Origin of the sequence: Pseudomonas sp. NPDC089406 (assembly GCF_044900265.1) — a bacterium.
In the GTDB taxonomy this organism is placed as follows: domain Bacteria; phylum Pseudomonadota; class Gammaproteobacteria; order Pseudomonadales; family Pseudomonadaceae; genus Aquipseudomonas; species Aquipseudomonas fakonensis.
On record NZ_JBJDNC010000053.1, the window covers coordinates 19,430 to 37,813 of the forward strand.

Below are 18,384 nucleotides of genomic sequence, written 5' to 3' on the forward strand. Positions count from 1 at the left end.
AGACCGCGATCCCTTGTAGGAGCGGCCTTGCGTCGCGAAAGGGCTGCGCAGCAGCCCCGAAATCAAATCACTTGTCGTCGCGGATCGAGAAGTTGGCCATGTGCTCCAGGCCTTTGATCAGCGCCGAGTGGTCCCAGTTGCCGCCGCCCAGGGCCTGGCAGGTGTTGAACACTTGCTGGGCATTGGAGGTGTTGGGCAGGTTGATGCCCAGTTCCTTGGCGCCTTGCAGGGCCAGGTTCAGGTCCTTCTGGTGCAGGTTGATGCGGAAGCCTGGGTCGAAGGTGCCTTTGATCATGCGCTCGGCGTGCACTTCGAGGATCTTCGACGAGGCGAAGCCGCCCATCAGTGCTTCACGCACTTTTGCAGGGTCCGCGCCGTTCTTGGCGGCGAACAGCAGGGCTTCGGCCACGGCCTGGATGTTCAGGGCGACGATGATCTGGTTGGCGACCTTGGCGGTCTGGCCATCACCGTTGCCACCCACGCGGGTGATGTTCTTGCCCATGGCTTCGAACAGCGGCAGGGCGCGCTCGAAGGCTTTCGGGCAACCGCCGACCATGATGCTCAGGGTCGCAGCCTTGGCACCGACTTCGCCGCCGGACACCGGGGCGTCCAGGTAAGCGGCGCCGGTGGCCTTGATCTTCTCGGCGAAGGCCTTGGTGGCGGTAGGGGAGATCGAGCTCATGTCGATCACCACCTTGTTCGGGCCGACGCCCTGGGCGACGCCGTTGTCACCGAACAGCACGGCTTCGACCTGCGGGGTGTCCGGCACCATGACGATGATGAACTCGGCTTCCTGGGCCACTTCCTTCGGGTTGGCCAGGGCCACGGCGCCAGCGGCGACCAGGTCGGCCGGGGCTGCGTCGTGGTGGGTGGAAACGAAGATGCTGTGACCTGCCTTTTGCAGGTTCTGAGCCATGGGCTTGCCCATGATGCCGGTGCCGATGAAACCGATTTTAGCCATGAGAGATACCTCGTTGTAATTGTCGAATCTCGATGGAGCAGGCGGTGCGGGGCTCCTGTGGAACACACATCCTGTGGGAGCGGGTTTACCCGCGAACACCGGCAAAGCCGGTGCCATCCACCGCGGTGCTTGCTTCGCGGGTGAACCCGCTCCCACAGGGTCAGGTGTGTATCAGGAACCTGATCTGCCGTTAGATAGCGTTATGGCTCTTGAGCCAGCCCAGGCCCGCCTCGGTGGTGGTCTTGGGCTTGTATTCCGCGCCCACCCAGCCCTGGTAGCCGATGCGGTCCAGGTGCTCGAACAGGAAGCGGTAGTTGATCTCGCCGGTGCCGGGTTCGTTGCGGCCCGGGTTGTCGGCCAACTGCACGTGGTTGATCAGCTTGAGGTTGGTTTCCAGGGTGCGCGCCAGGTCACCTTCCATGATTTGCATGTGGTAGATGTCGTACTGCAGGAACAGGTTGTCGCTGCCCACCTCGGCCTGGATTTCCAGGGCTTGTTGGGTGGTGTTCAGGTAGAAGCCCGGGATGTCGCGGGTGTTGATCATTTCCATGACCAGGCGAATGCCGGCGGCCTTGAGCTTGTCGGCGGCGTACTTCAAGTTGTCGACGAAGGTCTTGCGCACGTCGGCGCACTGCAGGCCTTGCGGGCGGATGCCGGCCAGGGCGTTGACCTGGGTGTTGCCCAGCACCTTGGCGTACTCGATGGCCTTGTCGACACCGGCGCGGAATTCTTCGACGCGGTCGGGGTGGCAGGTGATGCCGCGCTCACCCTTCGACCAATCGCCTGCCGGCAGGTTGAACAGCACCTGGGTCAGGCCGTGGGCGTCCAGCTGCTGCTTGATTTCGGCTGCGCTGAAGTCGTACGGGAAGAGGTATTCGACACCGCTGAAACCGGCGTCGGCGGCAGCCTTGAAGCGGGCCAGGAAGTCCTGTTCGGTGAACAGCATGGACAGGTTGGCAGCGAAGCGAGGCATGGTTGTCTCCTTGCGTTGAAGGCCCCCCGGCGCCCGGTTATCGGGGCGGCGCGGGGGCGTCAGGCGATCAGTCCAGCAGCGAGATGGCGGTCGGCGCGTCGTTGCCGACCAGGGCGAGGTCTTCGAACTCGTTGACCGCGTTGATCTCGGTGCCCATGGAAATGTTGGTGACGCGCTCGAGGATCACTTCGACCACCACCGGTACGCGGAACTCTTCGGCCATCTTCTGTGCCTTGAGCAGGGCAGGGGCGATCTGGCCCGGCTCGAACACGCGGATGGCCTTGCAGCCCAGGCCCTCGACCACGGCGACGTGGTCGACACCGTAGGTGGCGGCGTCGGTGGAGTTGATGTTCTCGAACGCCAGTTGTACACAGTAATCCATGTCGAAGCCACGCTGGGCCTGGCGGATCAGGCCGAGGTAGGCGTTGTTCACCAGCACGTGGACGTACGGCAGGTTGAACTGCGCGCCCACGGCCAGCTCTTCGATCATGAACTGGAAGTCGTAGTCACCGGACAGCGCGACCACCTTGCGCTTCGGGTCGGCCTTGACCACGCCGAGGGCGGCAGGGATGGTCCAGCCCAGCGGGCCGGCCTGGCCGCAGTTGATCCAGTGGCGTGGCTTGTACACGTGCAGGAACTGCGCGCCGGCGATCTGCGAAAGACCAATGGTGCTGACGTAGGTGGTGTCCTTGCCGAACACCTCGTTCATTTCCTGGTACACGCGCTGCGGCTTGACCGGCACGTTGTCGAAGTTGGTCTTGCGCTGCAGGGTCGCCTTGCGCTCCTGGCAGTCTTTGAGCCAGGCGGCGCGGCACTTGAGCTTGCCGGCGGCTTTCCACTCGCGGGCCACTTCGAGGAACACGTCCAGCGCCTTGCCGGCATCCGAGACGATACCCAGGTCCGGGGTGAACACGCGGCCGATCTGGGTCGGTTCGATGTCCACGTGCACGAACTTGCGGCCTTCGGTGTAGACGTCGACGGAACCGGTGTGGCGGTTGGCCCAGCGGTTACCGATACCCAGCACCAGGTCGGACTTGAGCATGGTGGCGTTGCCGTAGCGGTGCGAGGTCTGCAGGCCGACCATGCCGACCATCAGCTCGTGGTCGTCCGGGATGGTGCCCCAGCCCATCAGGGTCGGTACCACCGGTACGCCGGTCAGTTCGGCGAACTCGACCAGTTTTTCGCTGGCGTCGGCGTTGATGATGCCGCCACCGGCCACCAGCAGCGGGCGCTCGGCGTCGTTAAGCATGGCCAGGGCTTTTTCTGCTTGCTTGCGGGTGGCGGCTGGCTTGTTGACCGGCAGCGGCTCGTAGGCATCGATGTCGAATTCGATTTCGGCCATCTGCACGTCGAACGGCAGGTCGATCAGCACAGGGCCTGGGCGGCCGGTGCGCATTTCATAGAAAGCCTTCTGGAAGGCGTAGGGCACCTGGCCGGGTTCCAGTACGGTGGTGGCCCACTTGGTCACCGGCTTGACGATGCTGGTGATGTCGACGGCCTGGAAGTCTTCCTTGTGCAGGCGGGCACGCGGGGCCTGGCCGGTGATGCACAGGATCGGGATGGAGTCGGCCGAGGCGCTGTACAGGCCTGTGACCATGTCGGTACCGGCAGGGCCGGAGGTGCCGATGCACACACCGATGTTGCCCGGGTTGGCACGGGTGTAGCCCTCGGCCATGTGCGAGGCACCTTCGACGTGGCGAGCGAGGACGTGATCGATGCCACCGACTTTTTTCAGGGCCGAGTACAGCGGGTTGATGGCGGCTCCTGGAATGCCGAACGCGGTATCTACACCTTCACGGCGCATGACCAGAACGGCTGCATCGATTGCTCTCATTTTGCTCATGGTTTGTGCCTCATCGATTTTGTAATTGTATACAACTTGCGTTGCGGCAAAGTGTATTCATGCTTTGCCCGTTAGGTCAACGCATTTTCGTCGGTGAGGTCTGGATGGCCATCGGGGCCGTCAAAAGCGGCATTTCGTCGCAGCGAGCAGAGTTGCATCAAAAAATTGTATACAACCTGTGCCTTTGTTGTGTTCTATCTTGTCTATCGGTTTTCAACTGCCCTCGGGCTTCTCACAACAAGAAGAGGACCTTTCCATGACTGCCTTGAACCTGAAGACTGCCGTTGCCGTGGTCAACGCCGCACTGGCCGCAGGCCGCAAGATCGATGCTGCGCCGCTGACCGTGGCGGTGCTGGATGCCGGCGGCCACCTGCTGGCGCTGCAGCGCGAGGACGGCGCCAGCCTGTTGCGCCCTGAGGTGGCGATCGGCAAGGCCTGGGGCGCGGTTGCCCTGGGCAAGGGCTCGCGCCTGCTGGCGCTGGACTCGCAGCAACGCCCGGCGTTCTTTGCGGCTTTGAACGGGTTGGGTGAACGGCCGGTGGTGCCGGCGCCGGGCGGAGTGCTGATTCGCGATCAGGCCGGCAAGGTGCTGGGTGCGGTGGGGATCAGCGGCGATACGTCGGATATCGACGAGCAGTGCGCGATCAATGCGATCGAAGAGGCCGGGCTGACGGCGGATGCCGGGGTGGCGGCGTAAGCATTCTGAAACTTGGGGCCGCTTTGCGGCCCATCGCGACACAAGGCCGCTCCTACAGGGGATCGCAAAACACCTGTAGGAGCGGCCTTGTGTCGCGATGGGCTGCAAAGCAGCCCCCTTGGCCCTGTCAGGCTGCCTCGGGCTCGCAGCCTTTCAACACCAGCCTGATGATGGTCTCGGCCGCTGCCTCGTAATCACTGTCGGCAAGCTTGGCCTTGCCGGTGATCACCGAGATCTGCCAGTCGAAGTCGGCGTAGGTTTGCGTGGCCGCCCAGATGCTGAACATCAGGTGGTGGGCATCGACATTGGCGATCTGCCCGCGGTCGATCCAGCGCTGGATGCATTCGATGTTGTGCCGGGCCTGCTCGTTGAGCTGCTCCACCTGGCTGGGCGAGAGGTGCGGCGCACCGTGCATGATCTCGCTGGCGAACACTTTCGAGGCATGCGGCAAGTCGCGGGAGATGCGCACCTTGGAGCGAATGTAGGCGCTCAGTACTTCTTTGGGGTCGCCGTCGGCATTGAACGGCGTCGAAGCCTGCATGATCGGCGCGATGATGCTCTCGAGCACCTCGCGGTACAGGTTGTCCTTGGATTTGAAGTAGTAATAGACGTTCGGCTTGGGCAGCCCGGCCTTGGCCGCGATGTCGCTGGTCTTGGTGGCGGCGAAGCCCTTGTCGGCGAATTCTTCACTGGCCGCGCGCAGGATCAGCTCCTTGTTGCGCTCGCGAATGGTGCTCATTGTCAGGGGTCTTCCTCGTGTCTGGCCCCCTGCAAACGGGGTTTGGCATGGTAGCACCCGCCCGGACGGGCGCTCAAGGCAGCGTCTTTGGGCTAGAATCCCGGCCATTCGAACCCACTGGAAACATTTTGACATGGCAGGCAGCAGCTTACTGGTACTGATCGACGATATCGCCACGGTACTCGACGATGTCTCGGTGATGACCAAGGTCGCGGCGAAGAAGACCGCCGGCGTATTGGGCGATGACCTGGCGCTGAACGCGCAGCAGGTCACCGGTGTGCGCGCCGAGCGGGAAATCCCGGTGGTGTGGGCGGTGGCCAAGGGCTCGCTGGTGAACAAGGCGATTCTGGTGCCGGCGGCGCTGCTGATCAGCGCGTTCATCCCTTGGGCGGTCACGCCCTTGCTGATGCTCGGCGGCGCTTACCTGTGCTTCGAAGGCTTCGAGAAGCTGGCGCACAAGTTCTTGCACAGCAAGGAAGAAGACGACGCCCAGCACCAGGTGCGCAAGGAGGCGGTGGCCGATGCCAGTGTCGACCTGGTGGCGTTCGAGAAGGGCAAGATCAAGGGCGCGGTGCGCACCGACTTCATCCTGTCGGCCGAGATCATCGCCATCACCCTGGGCACCGTGGCTGATGCGCCACTGAGCCAGCAGATCATCGTGCTGTCGGGCATCGCCGTGGTCATGACCCTGGGGGTTTACGGGTTGGTGGCGGGTATCGTCAAGCTCGATGACCTGGGGCTGTGGATGACGCAGAAGGCCTCAAGCGTCAGCCGCAGCATCGGCAACGGCATTTTGCGGGCGGCGCCGTACATGATGAAGGGCCTGTCGGTGGTGGGTACCGCGGCGATGTTTTTGGTGGGTGGCGGCATTCTGGTGCACGGCATCGCGCCGCTGCATCACGCCATCGAGGCGTTCGCCGACGGGCGTGGCGGGGCCTTGACCGGGGCGCTGCTCAATGGTGTGGCGGGGGTGATTGCCGGGGCTGTGGTGCTGGCCGTGGTGAGTGTGGTCGGCAAGCTGTGGCAGGCGCTGCGCCCGGCCAAATGACGGGCGGAACGGGGCCCCTGTAGGAGCCGGCTTGCCGGCGATAGGGCCCTTGAACCCTGTATGAATTCTGGATGGTTTTATGCAGGCCCGGCCCCATCGCCGGCAAGCCGGCTCCTACAGGGGGCCGGCGCTTGGCTTTGCGATCAGAAGTGCACTTTCACCAGGAAACTCATGGTGTTCTGGTCGGTGGTGAAGCCGTCGGAATCCTTGATGCCGTACTTGTTCTTCCAGTAGTCGTACTCCACACCCACGTACAGCTGCTTTTCGCCCAGGTGCAGGGCCTTGCCCAGGTCGTACTTGATCTGCGGGTTGAAGTGCAGGTTGGCCTGGTAGGTGCCGCGGCGGTTTTCGTCGTTGTCCACCACCCAGTCCATGAAGCCGTCGATGAGGATGTCGGACGAACCCACAGGCAGGGTGTAGGACCACACCGGGGTGATCTGCCAGACGTTGTCGCCCGGGCGGCTGCCGTCGGTGGTGCGCTGGTAGAAGTTCAGCTGGAAGTAGTCAAAGCCCGGGATGGCCAGGTCGAAGCCCGGGCCGATCAGGTAGGCCTCGGTGTCACCCTCGCCGAACTCGTAGGTCATGGCCAGCAATACGTCCTTCACCGGGCCGAATTCCAGCTTCTGGTCGAAGATCTTGCCGAACGACAGGCGCGGGCTGATTTCGCCGTAGTAGGTGTTGGGGCCGTTACCTTCGTCTTTTTTGCCCTGGTAGAAGATCTTGTCGACGAAGATGAAGTTGTCGCCGTACTTCCAGGCGTCGGCATGTTCGAAGGTGACGGTCTGCTGCACGGCCGGGTTGACCTTGAAGCCTTTGCCCCACAGGTAGGTCAGGCTGTTGTTCTGCCACTGCAGCAGGTCGTCGGCTTGGCTGGCGCCGCAGGCCAGCAGGCCGCCGGCGAGGATCAGGCTGTTGATGGTACGCATTGCGTGTGTCGCTCCCTTGATTTGGATCTGTTGTCAGCGCTCGGGCGCTGTTCTTGTCTTTTGGGTCAGCTTTTTTCGATTGGCCACAGCTGTTTGGCAAGCGCTGTGCCAACATTTCCGGGTTGGGCGCAGCGGTCCTGCTCGACGGCTTTCTGAACGGATGAAAATGGGTGCTTCAGGCTGGCAACACGTTGACCAACCGCCCGAATTCATTGACTGAGCGGTCAGTAAACGCGGGCAGGTTCCGTCCTGCCCCGATCGAGGGGGCGCGCAGATTACTCACTTGCGCGCCGGGCCTCAAGTGCTCCGTCCTGGAGCATGTGAATCAAAGTTGTGCGTTTGGTCAACTTCTTAGAAGTGTACTTTGATCAGCGCGCTGGCGACACTCTGGTTGCTCTCCAGGTTGCCGCGGCTGTCGATGCCGTATTTGTCTTTCCAGTAGCTGTATTCAAAGCCCACGTACAACTGCTTGGCGCCCAGGTTCAGGGCTTTGCCCAGGTCGTATTTGACCTGCGGGTTGAAGTGCAGGTTGGCGTGGTAGGTGCCGCGGCTGTTCTGGTCGTTGTCGGGCACCCAGTCCATGTAGCCGTCGATCAGGATGTCCGACTTGCCCACCGGGATGGTGTACGACCAGCCGGGGGTGATCTGCCAGACGTTGTCGCCGGGGCGTGCGCCTTCGGTGTTGCGCACGTAGAAGTTCAGGGTGAAGTAGTTGAAGCCGGGGATGTCCAGGTCGAAGCCGGGGCCGATCAGGTAGGCCTCGTTGTCGCCCTCGCCGCGCTCGTAGGTCATGGCCAGCAGGACGTCTTTCACCGGGCCGAAGGCCAGCTTTTTATCGAGGATCTTGCCGAACGACAGGCGTGGGCTGAACTCGCCGTAGTAGGTGGTGACGCCTTTGCCCGGGTCGGGCTTGCCGTTGTAGAAGATCTTGTCGATGAACAGGAACGTATCGCCGTACTTCCATTTGTTGGCGTGTTCGAAGGTGATGGTCTGCTGGATGTCGGGGTTGACCTTGAAGTCCTTGCCGTACAGGTAGGTCAGGCTTTCGCCGTGCCACTGCAGCCATTCGCCGGCGTGCGAGGGGAGGGTGGCCAGCAGGCTGCTGCCCAGCAACAGGGACGTGGTGATGCGTTTCATGTTGTGATTCCCGGACTTATTGTTTTTGTTGGTTTTTTTCGGCGCGCAGGCGCCCCTGGCGGCCCATTCCAGTGGGCCGACGGTCGTGCTATTGCTTGGTTTGAATGGGGGCGACGTGCGCCGCCCCCTGACAGCTCAATGCTGGTGACAGGCGTCGTTATGCGCCGCGCGCTCGGCGCCGCCGAGGATGTTGAACAACAGGTTCAACACCAGGGCGCTGAGGGTGGCCATGGCGATACCACTGTGGGTGATGGGTTCCATCCACTGCGGCATCTGCGCGAAGAACTCCGGGCGTACCACCGGGATCAGGCCAAAGCCCACGCTCACCGCCACCAGCAACTGGTTGCGGCGGTCGCTGATGTCGGCCTCCTGGAGGATCTTGATGCCGGTGGCGGTGACCATGCCGAACATGGCGATGGACGCGCCGCCCAGTACCGCAGGCGGGATCGAGGCGATCAGGTAGGCCGCCTTGGGCAGCAGGCTGAGCAGAATCAGCAGCCCGCCGGCCATCACCGTGACGTAACGGCAGCGCACCCCGGTCATCTGCACCAGGCCGATGTTCTGGGCGAACGAGGAGTGGGTGAAGGTGTTGAAAAAGCCTGCGATGAACGACGCGCCGGCGTCGCACAACAGGCCGCGGCGCAGCATCCCGGGGGTGACTTCGCGATCGGTGACCTTGCCCAGGGCCAGGAACATGCCGGTGGACTCGACGAAGATGATCACCACCACCAGGCACATCGACAGGATCGGCGCCAGGCTAAAGGTCGGCATGCCGAAGTGCAGCGGCGTGACCACCTGCAGCCAGGGCGCTGCGCCCAGGCCCGACAGGTCGACCATGCCGATGGAGCCGGCCAGCACGTAGCCCAGGCCCATGCCCACCAGTACCGACACGTTGACCCAGAAGCCGCGCATGAAGCGGTTGATCAGCAGAATGACGGCCAGCACCAGGCCTGCAACCATCAGGTAGATCGGCGAGCCGAAGGTTTCGGCCTCATGGCCGCCACCGGCCCAGTTGACCGCCACCGGGAACAGCGACAGGCCAATGGAGGTGATGACCGTACCGGTCACTAGCGGTGGGAAGAAGCGTACGACCTTGGACATGAACGGCGCGATCAGCATGCCGAAGAAGCCGGCAGCGATGGTCGCGCCGAAGATCCCCTGCAGGCCGACGCCGGGCATGCCGGCCATGGCCACCATGCTGCCGACCGCGGCGAAGCTGGCGCCCATCATGACCGGCATGCGAATGCCGACCGGGCCGATACCGAAGGACTGGATGATGGTGGCAACGCCGGCGACCAGCAGGTCGGCGTTGATCAGGAAGGCGACTTCCTCGCGGGACAGGCCCGCAGCCTGGCCGATGATCAGCGGCACGGCGATGGCGCCGCCGTACATCAGCAGGACATGTTGCAGGCCTACCAGGATCAGCTGGAACAGGGGCAGGGGCTGTCGTGGTGGCGCAACAGGGATGTACGCCTTGGGTGACTCGGACATGCAGCACCTCGAGTTTTGTTTTTATTCTCGGATCCAAGCGGGCGGCTTCACCTGGCAGGCTCCGGTGAAGGAGGCTGTGGTTCCCGGGTGAGGACGCACGCTCGATGCTTGCTTGTTGCTTGAAGCTTGAAAGTGAGGCCGGACGTGCCGGCCTCATCGCAGGCAAGCCTGCACCTACAGGTGAGCAGGTTGCCTGGGGGTCAGTTGACCTGGGCGCCTTTGGCGATCCAGTCACCTACCAGCTTGCGTTCCTCGACGGTCATCTGGGTGATGTTGCCCAGCGGCATGATCTGGCTGGCAACCGCTTGCGCCTGAATGCGCGCGGCCTGGGCCTGGATCTCCTGCGGGGTGTCGAACATCACGCCGGCAGGGGCTGCGCTGAACAGCGGGCTGGTCGGCTTGGCCGAGTGGCACACGGTGCAGCGTTCCTGGATGACGTCGTGGATCTTGTCGAAACCACCGGCTGGCGCCTGGGCGCTGGCCTGGGCTGGCTGCTCTGCCGGGGTGGCAGGGGCAGCAGCGGCCTTGGCGGCTTCTTCTTCACGCAGTTGGGCGGCGGTCTTGCCACCGACTGCGGTGGCTGGCAGCGGCTGGTACTCGACTTTGGCAGCGGCCTGCTCAGGGGCGGTCGGCAGCGGCTTGGGGCCGGTGACGTAGGCCAGGCAGATCATCGCCAGGGCGCCGACCGGCAGGGTCCAGGCGTACTTGTTGCTGTCGTGGCGGGTGTTGAAGTAGTGGCGGATCAGTACCGCAGCGACTGCAATGCCGGCCAGGATCAGCCAGTTGTACTGGCTGCCGTAGGTGCTCGGGAAGTGGTTGCTGATCATGATGAACAGCACCGGCAGGGTGAAGTAGTTGTTGTGACGCGAGCGCAGCAGGCCCTTGGCCGGCAGTACCGGGTCGGGGGTCTGGTTGTTCTCGATTGCCGCCACCAGCTGGCGCTGGGCCGGCATGATGATGCGGAACACGTTACCGACCATGATGGTGCCGATGATCGCACCGGTGTGCAGGTAGGCGCCGCGGCCGCTGAACACCAGGCTGAAGCCGAAGCAGGCAGCGATGATCAGCACGAACAAGACGCCACCGAGCAGCGCCGGTTGCTTGCCCAGGGGCGAGTCGCAGAGGAAGTCGTAGATGAACCAGCCGGCGACCAGCGAACCGATACCGATGGCCACGCCTTCGGCACCGCTCAGGGTGCTGCCGGGTGCCAGCAGGTACAGGGTCGGGTTCCAGTAGAACACCACGCACAGCAGGGCGATCCCGGACATCCAGGTGAAGTAGGCTTCCCATTTGAACCAGTGCAGGTTCTCGGGCATTTTCGGCGGTGCGAGCTTGTATTTTTCCAGGTGGTAGATACCACCACCGTGGATGGCCCAAAGGTCACCCGACAACCCATCGCGCGGGTTGCTGCGGTTCAGGTGGTTCTCCAGCCAGACGAAGTAGAACGATGCACCGATCCAGGCGACACCGGTGATCATGTGAACCCAGCGAATGCTCAGGTTCAGCCATTCGTGAAGGTGTGCTTCCACAGTATTTACCTCTCGCCGGTCACATTTCAGGCGAGCCTGAATGACCGACCTTTTCTTATTGGTGGGGATTGAGGATCAACATCTGTTCCTCGGGGAAGTAATGCTCATCGCAGTTGTTGCCAGAACCACTGCGATCAACCACCAGGAAGTCATCCCGCTTTTCGATCGTCAGCACCGGGTGGTGCCAAACGCCGCGATGGTAATTAACGCCCTGCCTGCCATTACTGCGGAAGGCACGGACCAAGCCTGATACAGGTGCATCGCCAACGGGCGCGACCACGATCAGAAAGGGGTTGCCGAGCAGCGGGATGAAAGCCTGGCTGCCCAGCGGATGGCGTTCCAGCATGCGTACGGTCAGCGGCATTTCCAGCGCGTCGGCGCGGAAGATGCTGATGATCGCCTTGTCTTCAGGCTCGGCGGTCTCGACCGTGGCGAGCTTGTGAAAGCGCATGGTCGAGCCGTTGTTGATCATGAAGTGGTCGCTGCCGTCGGTTTCGATCACGTCACCGAAAGGGGCGAAGGCTTCTTTGGTCAGGGGCTCGATCATCAGGGTGCGCATGCGGTTATCTCTTCTATGTTCGTTGTTATCAAAATAGGGTGGACCGGCTTGCCGGCCAGGCCCTGGGTGCGTACGCGTCACGCACTCGGGCCACGGCGGCGCTCAGTCCTCAAAGCTGCAGCAGGCGGAACAGGGCAATCAGGTTGATCTGCGCCAGGGCTTCCTTGAACTCGGCATCGGTATCGTTGTGGATGCGTTTTTCGAAGGAGGCGAGGATCTGGTGCCGGTTGCTGCCTTTGACCGCCATGATGAACGGGAACTTGAACTTGGCCTTGTAGGCGTCGTTCAGCTCGGTGAAGCGGGCGAACTCCTCGGCGGTGCACTGGTGAATACCGGCGCCGGCCTGCTCGTTGGTGCTCGATTCGGTCAGCTCGCCCTGCACGGCGGCTTTGCCGGCGAGGTCCGGGTGAGCGTTGATCAGTGCCAGCTGGTCTGCGTGGTTGGCGCTGAGCAGGATGTCGCTCATGCGCTGGTGCAGCGCCTCGATCTCGTCCAGCTCACCCAGCTCACCCAGCTGGCCCAGGTCGTAGGCTTTTTCGGCGACCCACGGCGAGTGCTCGTAGATGTCGGCGAAGGCCTCGACGAAGGCGGCGCGGCTCAGGGTGGAGGGCTTGAGGGTGGTGAAGGCGGTCATCAGGCGTTCTCTTTCTTGTACGGGTGGGTGGCGTGCCAGTGGCGGGCGATATCCGCGCGACGGGCGAACCAGACCTGGTCGTGGCTTTTGGCGTAGTCGACGAAGCGCTTGAGCGCGGCCAGGCGCGCCGGGCGGCCGACCAGGCGGCAGTGCAGGCCGATGGAGAGCATTTTCGGCGCCTCGGCGCCTTCTTCGTAGAGCACGTCGAAGGCGTCTTTCAAGTACTGGAAGAACTGCTCGCCGCAGTTGAAGCCCTGCACCTGGGTGAAGCGCATGTCGTTGGTGTCCAGGGTGTAGGGGATCACCAGGTGCGGCTTGCCGGTGGGGTTGTTCGGCTCCCAGTAGGGCAGGTCGTCGTCGTAGGTGTCGCTGTCATAGAGGAAGCCACCTTCCTCCATCACCAGGCGGCGGGTGTTCGGGCCGGTGCGGCCGGTGTACCAGCCCACCGGGCGCTCGCCGGTGAGTTCGGTGAGGATGCGGATGGCTTCGAGCATGTGCTCACGCTCTTGAGCCTCGTCCATGTTCTGGTAGTCGATCCAGCGGTAGCCGTGGCTGCAGATCTCGTGGCCGGCTTCGGCCATGGCGCGGATCACGTCGGGGTGGCGCTGGGCGGCCATGGCCACGGCGAAGATGGTCAGCGGCACGCCGCTGTCCTTGAACAGCTTGAGCAGGCGCCAGACGCCGGCGCGGCTGCCGTATTCGTAGAGCGATTCCATGCTCATGTTGCGCGCGCCCTGCAGCGGCTGGGCGGCGACCATTTCAGAGAGGAAGGCTTCGGACTCTTTGTCGCCGTGCAGGATATTGCGCTCGCCACCTTCTTCGTAGTTGAGCACGAAGGACAGCGCAATGCGGGCATTCCCCGGCCATTGCGGATGAGGTGGGTTGTTGCCGTAACCGATCAGGTCGCGAGGGTAGTCAGCGCTCACTGCAGTCTTCCTTCTTGTACGTTAGTGCGGGTGGTGGGCGGGCCGCGTCGGGATGTCGCACCACCGGATGGGATGATTGTATACAACTTCTGAAATCATTTGTAAGCCTGTTTTTCAGCATTTCTTCCCATCGGTCAGGCTGAAAAGCGTTGCAAGAAACCTGCCTGATTGGTCAGATAAGCCCGATTGCGCCAGCACCGGGCCTGTATTTGCGACTGTTGGCACCTTTGTGGGGCGGGGCTGGGGCCGCCCACGGAAGGGTTCAAAAAATTGTGTACAATTTATCGAGAAACTGTCTTAATGGCCCCATTCCCACCCACCACGGGCAGAGTGCCCGGTGGCTGGCGTGTATTTTTTGCCCACGCATACGACAAGAGGCGACAAGCAAATGGGACGTTTGACCACACACGTACTGGATGCCGCGCATGGCTGCCCGGGCAGCTCGATCAAGGTCGAGCTGTACCGTGTCGAAGGCCAGCAGCTGGAGCTGGTGAACACCGCCCTGACCAACAGCGATGGCCGCGTCGACGCGCCGCTGCTGCAGGGTGACGACTACCGTACCGGCGTTTACCAGCTGCAGTTCAGCGCTGGCGCCTACTACCGCGCCAAAGGCGTGGCGTTGCCGGATGCCGCGTTCCTCGACGTGGTGGTGCTGCGCTTTGGCATCGACGAGCAGCAGGAGCACTACCACGTGCCGCTGTTGATCTCGCCGTACAGTTACTCGACCTACCGTGGAAGCTAGTTGGTCGCTAGAAGAATCTTCGTAGGTCCTTGGCCCGCTCTCACACTGGCGGGCTTTTTTTCGTCTGTAGTTTTTGTACGGGTTGTTCGGGCCCCATCGCCGGCAAGCCGGCTCCTACAGGTACGGTGCGTAGCTGAGGGTGCCAGTACAGGTGTGGCGCGCAGGTGATGGTGGCGATAATCCTGTGGGAGCGGGCTTGCCCGCGAAGAGGCCGGTACAGGCCCCATGAAAAATCACAGCCGGCGCGGTCACTGTAGGAGCCGGCTTGCCGGCGATAGGGACCGCGCAGGCGGCACAAAATGGCACGGGGTTCACCAGGGCAACAAAAAAGGGCGCCTATGGCGCCCTTTTTTGTGCAGCAGCTCAGCTCAAAGGAACACGAACTTGGCAATGAAGATCAGGCACAGCACCCACAGGCTGGCCGAGATCTCCTTGTACTTGCCGGTACCGGCCTTGAGCGCCACGTAACTGATAAAGCCCAGGGCAATGCCGTCGGCCACCGAGAAGGTCAGCGGCATCATGATCACCGTGACGATCGCCGGGATGCTGTCGGTGGCGTCGTCCCAATGAATGTGCGCCATGCTGCCCATCATCAACATCGCCACATAAATCAGCGCACCAGCGGTGGCATAGGCCGGGATCATGCCGGCCAGCGGGGCGAAGAACATCGCCGCGATGAACAGCAACCCCACCACCACGGCAGTCAGGCCGGTGCGGCCACCGGCGGCCACGCCCGCAGCGCTTTCCACGTAACTGGTTACTGGCGGCACACCCACCACTGCGCCGAACACGCTTGAAGCACTGTCGGCCTTCAACGCCCGCGACAGGTTTTCGATACGCCCGTCCGGCGCCACCAGGTTGGCGCGCTGGGCCACGCCCATCAGGGTGCCGGCGGTGTCGAACATGTGCACGAAGAGGAACGCCAGCACCACGCTGATCATGCTGACGTTGAACACACCGGCCACATCCATGGCCATCCAGGTCGGTGCCAGGCTCGGCGGCATCGACATCACCCCGCCGAACTTGACCAGCCCCAGGCCCCAACCGGCCAAGGTCACGCCGATGATGCTGATGAGGATGGCGCCGAACACCCGCTTGTAGCTGAGGATGGCGATCAGCAAGAAGCACAGCGCTGCCAGCAGCGGCCCCGGCTCATGCAGCGAGCCCAGCTTGATCAGGGTGGCCGGGCTGGCGACGATGATGCCGGCGGTCTTCAGGCCGATCAGCCCGAGGAACAAGCCGACCCCGGCCCCCATGGCATGGCGCAGGCTGACCGGGATGCTGTTGAGCAACCACTCGCGCACCCTCGACAGGGTCAGGAACATGAACAGTACGCCCGAGACGAACACCGCCCCCAGCGCCGTTTCCCAGTTGTAGCCCATGGTGCCGACCACGGTGTAGGTGAAGAACGCATTGAGCCCCATGCCTGGTGCCAGGCCCACCGGCCAGTTGGCGTACAGGCCCATCAGCAGGCAACCGAGGGCGGCGGCGATGCAGGTGGCGACGAATGCGGCGCCATGGTCGATACCGGCATCGGCCATGATGTTGGGGTTGACGAAGATGATGTAGGCCATGGTGATGAAGGTGGTCACCCCGGCGATCAGCTCGGTCTTTACGGTGCTGCCGTGTCGCTTGAGTTTGAAAATCCGCTCCAGCCAGCTCGTTTCGAGCGGTGGGGCGAGATCCAGCGTAGGGGCTTCGGATTTGCGGCTTTCCACAGCGAGTACTCCTCAAGTCTTTCTTGTTTTATCGAAGCCTGGTCCTGAGCGATGCACTTGGGGGCTTCGTGGGAGGGGTGTGGCAGACGACCGACCAGTTTGTTGACTTTTGGGTCAGGAAGTTGCTCGCAGGATTATGCTTTTGTGTACAAAGAATGCAAATAATGTTTTATCTTTCCCGTGCAAAAACTGCCGTACAACGGCTATATAGGTAAAAGGCCACCTGCAGAAACGGGTCAGCCTGTGTACAATGGCGCCATACCTTGGCCTATTACCAACTTCCGGACTTGCCACCCACCCGTCGACAGGCGTTACAGTCACGGTCCGACTGGCAGATCCTTCGTGCTCGAGAGCCCATGAACGAACAGCTGCAACCTCTGAAAAAACCTGCGCGCATTGGCAAGGCCGGCCGCAGCGGTACCCAGGACGACATCGTCTATGCGCACATCTTCGAGGCCATTCTCGAGCAGCGCCTTGCCCCGGGCACCAAGTTGAGCGAGGAAGCGCTGGGCGAAATCTTTGGCGTCAGCCGCACCATCATCCGCCGCGCCCTGTCGCGCCTGGCCCACGAAAGCGTGGTGTTGCTGCGCCCCAACCGTGGTGCAGTGGTGGCCAGCCCCACGGTAGAAGAGGCGCGCCAGGTGTTCTTCTCGCGGCGCATGGTCGAGCGCGCCATCACCGAACTTGCCGTGCAGCACGCCACCCGCGAGCAGCTGGAAGAACTGCGCCAGATGGTCCGCGAGGAGCGCGACAGCTTCTCCCGTGGCGACCGTGGCGCCGGCATCCGCCTGTCCGGCGAGTTCCACCTCAAACTGGCCGAAGCTGCCGGCAATGCACCTTTGGTGAGCTTCCAGCGCAGCCTGGTGTCGCAGACCTCGCTGATCATCGCCCAGTACGAAAGCGGCAACCGCTCGCACTGCTCGTACGATGAACACATGCAATTGATCGACGCCATCGAGGCGCGTGACGCGCAGCAGGCGGTGAGCCTGATGATGCACCACATGGACCACATCGACAGCAAGCTCAACCTGGACGAAGAAAGCGCCTCGGACGACCTGCATGCGGTGTTCTCCCACCTGCTGAAAAAGCCCAAGGCTTCGCTCAAGGGTTGATCGTTTGCCCCGCCGGCCTCATCGCCGGCAAGCCGGCTCCTACAGGTGAGCGCGTTCCCCTGTAGGAGCCGGCTTGCCGGCGATGAGGCCGGTACAGGCAGCACAAGGCAGTCGCTTTCACAGGCTGTGCTGCCTGCGCATCAAACAAACCTCTGCTAAATTCTTGTATGCAAACCTTCATCAAGCAGTTGGGCTTGCGCATTCATTGCGTTCAACTACTTGAGGAAAGGTCCATGACCACATCTCTGGGTGTTCGTATGGGTGCCGAGCTGATCGGCACCTTCTGGCTGGTTCTGGGTGGTTGTGGCAGCGCGGTACTGGCTGCCAGCTCACCTGTCGGCATCGGGGTTCTCGGTGTTGCCTTCGCCTTCGGCCTGACTGTCCTGACCATGGCGTTCGCCATTGGCCATATCTCCGGTTGTCACCTTAACCCCGCTGTGTCCTTCGGGCTGGTGGTGGGCGGGCGCTTTCCGGCCAAAGAGCTGCTGCCCTACGTGGTCGCCCAGGTGGTCGGCGCAATCATTGCCGCCGCGGTGATCTGGTGCATCGCCAGCGGCAAGGCCGGCTTCGAGCTGGGCAACGGGCTGGCCTCCAACGGGTATGGCGAACATTCGCCCGGCGGTTACACGCTGGCGGCGGGGTTCGTCAGTGAGGTGGTGATGACGGCGATGTTCCTGGTGGTGATCATGGGCGCGACCGATGCCCGGGCGCCGGCGGGGTTCGCGCCGATTGCCATTGGCCTGGCGCTGACGCTGATTCACCTGATCTCGATCCCGGTCACCAATACCTCGGTGAACCCTGCGCGCAGCACGGGGCCGGCGTTGTTCGTCGGCGGCTGGGCGTTGCAGCAGCTGTGGTTGTTCTGGCTGGCGCCGTTGATTGGGGCAGCCGTTGGCGCGGGGCTGTATCGCGGGCTGGCCAAGTCGTCCTGAGCGATTGATCGCCGGCAAGCCGGCTCCTACAGAAAAATCACGCCTCGTTGATTTAACGAATATTCTGTGGGAGCGGCTTCAGCCGCGCACCCCGGCAAAGCCGGTGCCATCAACCGCGGTGCCTGCTTCGCGGCTAAAGCCGCTCCCACAGGGACTGCATAAGCTTCAGACCAGTGCCGTACCTGTAGGAGCCGGCTTGCCGGCGATCACCGGCACAGCCGGTGCCAACATTCGCCTGTGCCGGCCCTATCGCCGGCAAGCCGGCTCCTACAGGGATCGCACCAGCTTTTAGAAATTGAGCAAGACAGTTGCTCCCACAGGGTGGACTGCCCCCAAAAAGTTGGACAGCTCTAGGCAGCAGCCTGAGTCCTGTACTCAACAGGGCTCAGGCCATTAAGCCTCAGCTTGATACGGTCA

General features: G+C 62.7%; 17 protein-coding genes. 5 read left to right on the forward strand and 12 right to left on the reverse strand.

The window, feature by feature from the left end:
• Positions 1-67 precede the first annotated feature (67 nt).
• From ACI2KK_RS25795 to gcl, 3 genes are all read right to left on the reverse strand, one after another.
• Positions 68-961 (reverse strand): 2-hydroxy-3-oxopropionate reductase, encoded by an 894-nt coding sequence (locus tag ACI2KK_RS25795; RefSeq protein ID WP_217885875.1) that lies wholly within the window; start codon positions 959-961, stop codon positions 68-70.
• A 190-nt stretch (positions 962-1,151) separates the two neighbouring features.
• The gene (hyi, locus tag ACI2KK_RS25800; RefSeq protein ID WP_404671183.1) at positions 1,152-1,934 is read right to left on the reverse strand and encodes a hydroxypyruvate isomerase; all 783 of its coding nucleotides are present in this window, start codon (positions 1,932-1,934) and stop codon (positions 1,152-1,154) included.
• Positions 1,935-2,001: 67 nt separating this feature from the next.
• Positions 2,002-3,777, reverse strand: a complete 1,776-nt coding sequence (gene gcl / locus ACI2KK_RS25805; protein ID WP_404671184.1) for a glyoxylate carboligase — start codon at positions 3,775-3,777, stop codon at positions 2,002-2,004.
• 256 nt (positions 3,778-4,033) lie between these two features.
• Here gcl and ACI2KK_RS25810 point away from each other — a divergent pair, with 256 nt between their 5' ends.
• Positions 4,034-4,474 carry a heme-binding protein gene (locus ACI2KK_RS25810; RefSeq protein WP_404671185.1) on the forward strand — a complete coding sequence of 147 codons (441 nt, stop codon included), beginning with the start codon at positions 4,034-4,036 and terminating at the stop codon, positions 4,472-4,474.
• A 127-nt stretch (positions 4,475-4,601) separates the two neighbouring features.
• Here the strand turns inward: ACI2KK_RS25810 and ACI2KK_RS25815 are convergent, their stop codons facing one another.
• A complete protein-coding gene (locus ACI2KK_RS25815) occupies positions 4,602-5,213 on the reverse strand; it encodes a TetR/AcrR family transcriptional regulator (RefSeq protein ID WP_217839591.1) in 612 nt (203 codons plus the stop codon).
• A 133-nt stretch (positions 5,214-5,346) separates the two neighbouring features.
• On the opposite strand from ACI2KK_RS25815, the gene ACI2KK_RS25820 reads away from it, so the two are divergent.
• On the forward strand, positions 5,347-6,261 hold the full coding sequence (locus tag ACI2KK_RS25820; protein ID WP_404671186.1) for a DUF808 domain-containing protein: 915 nt from the start codon (positions 5,347-5,349) through the stop codon (positions 6,259-6,261).
• 143 nt (positions 6,262-6,404) lie between these two features.
• Here the strand turns inward: ACI2KK_RS25820 and ACI2KK_RS25825 are convergent, their stop codons facing one another.
• The 7 genes from ACI2KK_RS25825 to puuE all read right to left on the reverse strand — a co-directional run bounded on the left by ACI2KK_RS25825 (position 6,405) and on the right by puuE (position 13,463).
• Entirely contained in the window at positions 6,405-7,187 is a 783-nt protein-coding gene (locus ACI2KK_RS25825) for an outer membrane protein OmpK (protein WP_217839589.1), read from the reverse strand.
• A 351-nt stretch (positions 7,188-7,538) separates the two neighbouring features.
• Positions 7,539-8,324, reverse strand: coding sequence for an outer membrane protein OmpK (locus ACI2KK_RS25830; protein WP_404671187.1), 786 nt, complete (start codon positions 8,322-8,324; stop codon positions 7,539-7,541).
• Positions 8,325-8,459: 135 nt separating this feature from the next.
• A complete protein-coding gene (locus ACI2KK_RS25835; protein WP_217839587.1) occupies positions 8,460-9,815 on the reverse strand; it encodes a nucleobase:cation symporter-2 family protein in 1,356 nt (451 codons plus the stop codon).
• A 200-nt stretch (positions 9,816-10,015) separates the two neighbouring features.
• Positions 10,016-11,344, reverse strand: a complete 1,329-nt coding sequence (locus tag ACI2KK_RS25840; RefSeq protein WP_404671188.1) for a urate hydroxylase PuuD — start codon at positions 11,342-11,344, stop codon at positions 10,016-10,018.
• Between the two features lie 55 nt (positions 11,345-11,399).
• On the reverse strand, positions 11,400-11,903 hold the full coding sequence (locus ACI2KK_RS25845; RefSeq protein ID WP_011532943.1) for an ureidoglycolate lyase: 504 nt from the start codon (positions 11,901-11,903) through the stop codon (positions 11,400-11,402).
• A 109-nt stretch (positions 11,904-12,012) separates the two neighbouring features.
• Complete coding sequence (gene uraD / locus ACI2KK_RS25850) at positions 12,013-12,537, reverse strand: 2-oxo-4-hydroxy-4-carboxy-5-ureidoimidazoline decarboxylase (RefSeq protein WP_404671189.1); 525 nt, start codon at positions 12,535-12,537, stop codon at positions 12,013-12,015.
• A complete protein-coding gene (gene puuE, locus ACI2KK_RS25855) occupies positions 12,537-13,463 on the reverse strand; it encodes an allantoinase PuuE (protein WP_217885867.1) in 927 nt (308 codons plus the stop codon). The genes uraD and puuE overlap by 1 nt, the downstream gene beginning before the upstream one ends.
• Before the next feature lie 388 nt (positions 13,464-13,851).
• On the opposite strand from puuE, the gene uraH reads away from it, so the two are divergent.
• The gene (uraH, locus tag ACI2KK_RS25860; protein WP_369987392.1) at positions 13,852-14,205 is read left to right on the forward strand and encodes a hydroxyisourate hydrolase; all 354 of its coding nucleotides are present in this window, start codon (positions 13,852-13,854) and stop codon (positions 14,203-14,205) included.
• A gap of 368 nt (positions 14,206-14,573) precedes the next feature.
• On the opposite strand, the gene ACI2KK_RS25865 is transcribed toward uraH, so the two are convergent.
• Positions 14,574-15,923 carry an NCS2 family permease gene (locus ACI2KK_RS25865; protein WP_404671190.1) on the reverse strand — a complete coding sequence of 450 codons (1,350 nt, stop codon included), beginning with the start codon at positions 15,921-15,923 and terminating at the stop codon, positions 14,574-14,576.
• Positions 15,924-16,279: 356 nt separating this feature from the next.
• On the opposite strand from ACI2KK_RS25865, the gene ACI2KK_RS25870 reads away from it, so the two are divergent.
• Together ACI2KK_RS25870 and aqpZ are read left to right on the forward strand one after the other, a co-directional pair.
• Entirely contained in the window at positions 16,280-17,035 is a 756-nt protein-coding gene (locus tag ACI2KK_RS25870) for a GntR family transcriptional regulator (protein ID WP_217839581.1), read from the forward strand.
• A gap of 233 nt (positions 17,036-17,268) precedes the next feature.
• The gene (gene aqpZ, locus ACI2KK_RS25875) at positions 17,269-17,967 is read left to right on the forward strand and encodes an aquaporin Z (protein ID WP_404671191.1); all 699 of its coding nucleotides are present in this window, start codon (positions 17,269-17,271) and stop codon (positions 17,965-17,967) included.
• Positions 17,968-18,384: the final 417 nt, after the last annotated feature.

Bases quoted from the DNA above. Each gene is read 5' to 3' on its own strand.
- ACI2KK_RS25795 (WP_217885875.1), bottom strand. From the start codon at position 961: ATGGCTAAAATCGGTTTCATCGGCACCGGCATCATGGGCAAGCCCATG.
- hyi (WP_404671183.1), bottom strand. From the start codon at position 1,934: ATGCCTCGCTTCGCTGCCAACCTGTCCATGCTGTTCACCGAACAGGAC.
- gcl (WP_404671184.1), bottom strand. From the start codon at position 3,777: ATGAGCAAAATGAGAGCAATCGATGCAGCCGTTCTGGTCATGCGCCGT.
- ACI2KK_RS25810 (WP_404671185.1), top strand. From the start codon at position 4,034: ATGACTGCCTTGAACCTGAAGACTGCCGTTGCCGTGGTCAACGCCGCA.
- ACI2KK_RS25815 (WP_217839591.1), bottom strand. From the start codon at position 5,213: ATGAGCACCATTCGCGAGCGCAACAAGGAGCTGATCCTGCGCGCGGCC.
- ACI2KK_RS25820 (WP_404671186.1), top strand. From the start codon at position 5,347: ATGGCAGGCAGCAGCTTACTGGTACTGATCGACGATATCGCCACGGTA.
- ACI2KK_RS25825 (WP_217839589.1), bottom strand. From the start codon at position 7,187: ATGCGTACCATCAACAGCCTGATCCTCGCCGGCGGCCTGCTGGCCTGC.
- ACI2KK_RS25830 (WP_404671187.1), bottom strand. From the start codon at position 8,324: ATGAAACGCATCACCACGTCCCTGTTGCTGGGCAGCAGCCTGCTGGCC.
- ACI2KK_RS25835 (WP_217839587.1), bottom strand. From the start codon at position 9,815: ATGTCCGAGTCACCCAAGGCGTACATCCCTGTTGCGCCACCACGACAG.
- ACI2KK_RS25845 (WP_011532943.1), bottom strand. From the start codon at position 11,903: ATGCGCACCCTGATGATCGAGCCCCTGACCAAAGAAGCCTTCGCCCCT.
- uraD (WP_404671189.1), bottom strand. From the start codon at position 12,537: ATGACCGCCTTCACCACCCTCAAGCCCTCCACCCTGAGCCGCGCCGCC.
- uraH (WP_369987392.1), top strand. From the start codon at position 13,852: ATGGGACGTTTGACCACACACGTACTGGATGCCGCGCATGGCTGCCCG.
- ACI2KK_RS25870 (WP_217839581.1), top strand. From the start codon at position 16,280: ATGAACGAACAGCTGCAACCTCTGAAAAAACCTGCGCGCATTGGCAAG.
- aqpZ (WP_404671191.1), top strand. From the start codon at position 17,269: ATGACCACATCTCTGGGTGTTCGTATGGGTGCCGAGCTGATCGGCACC.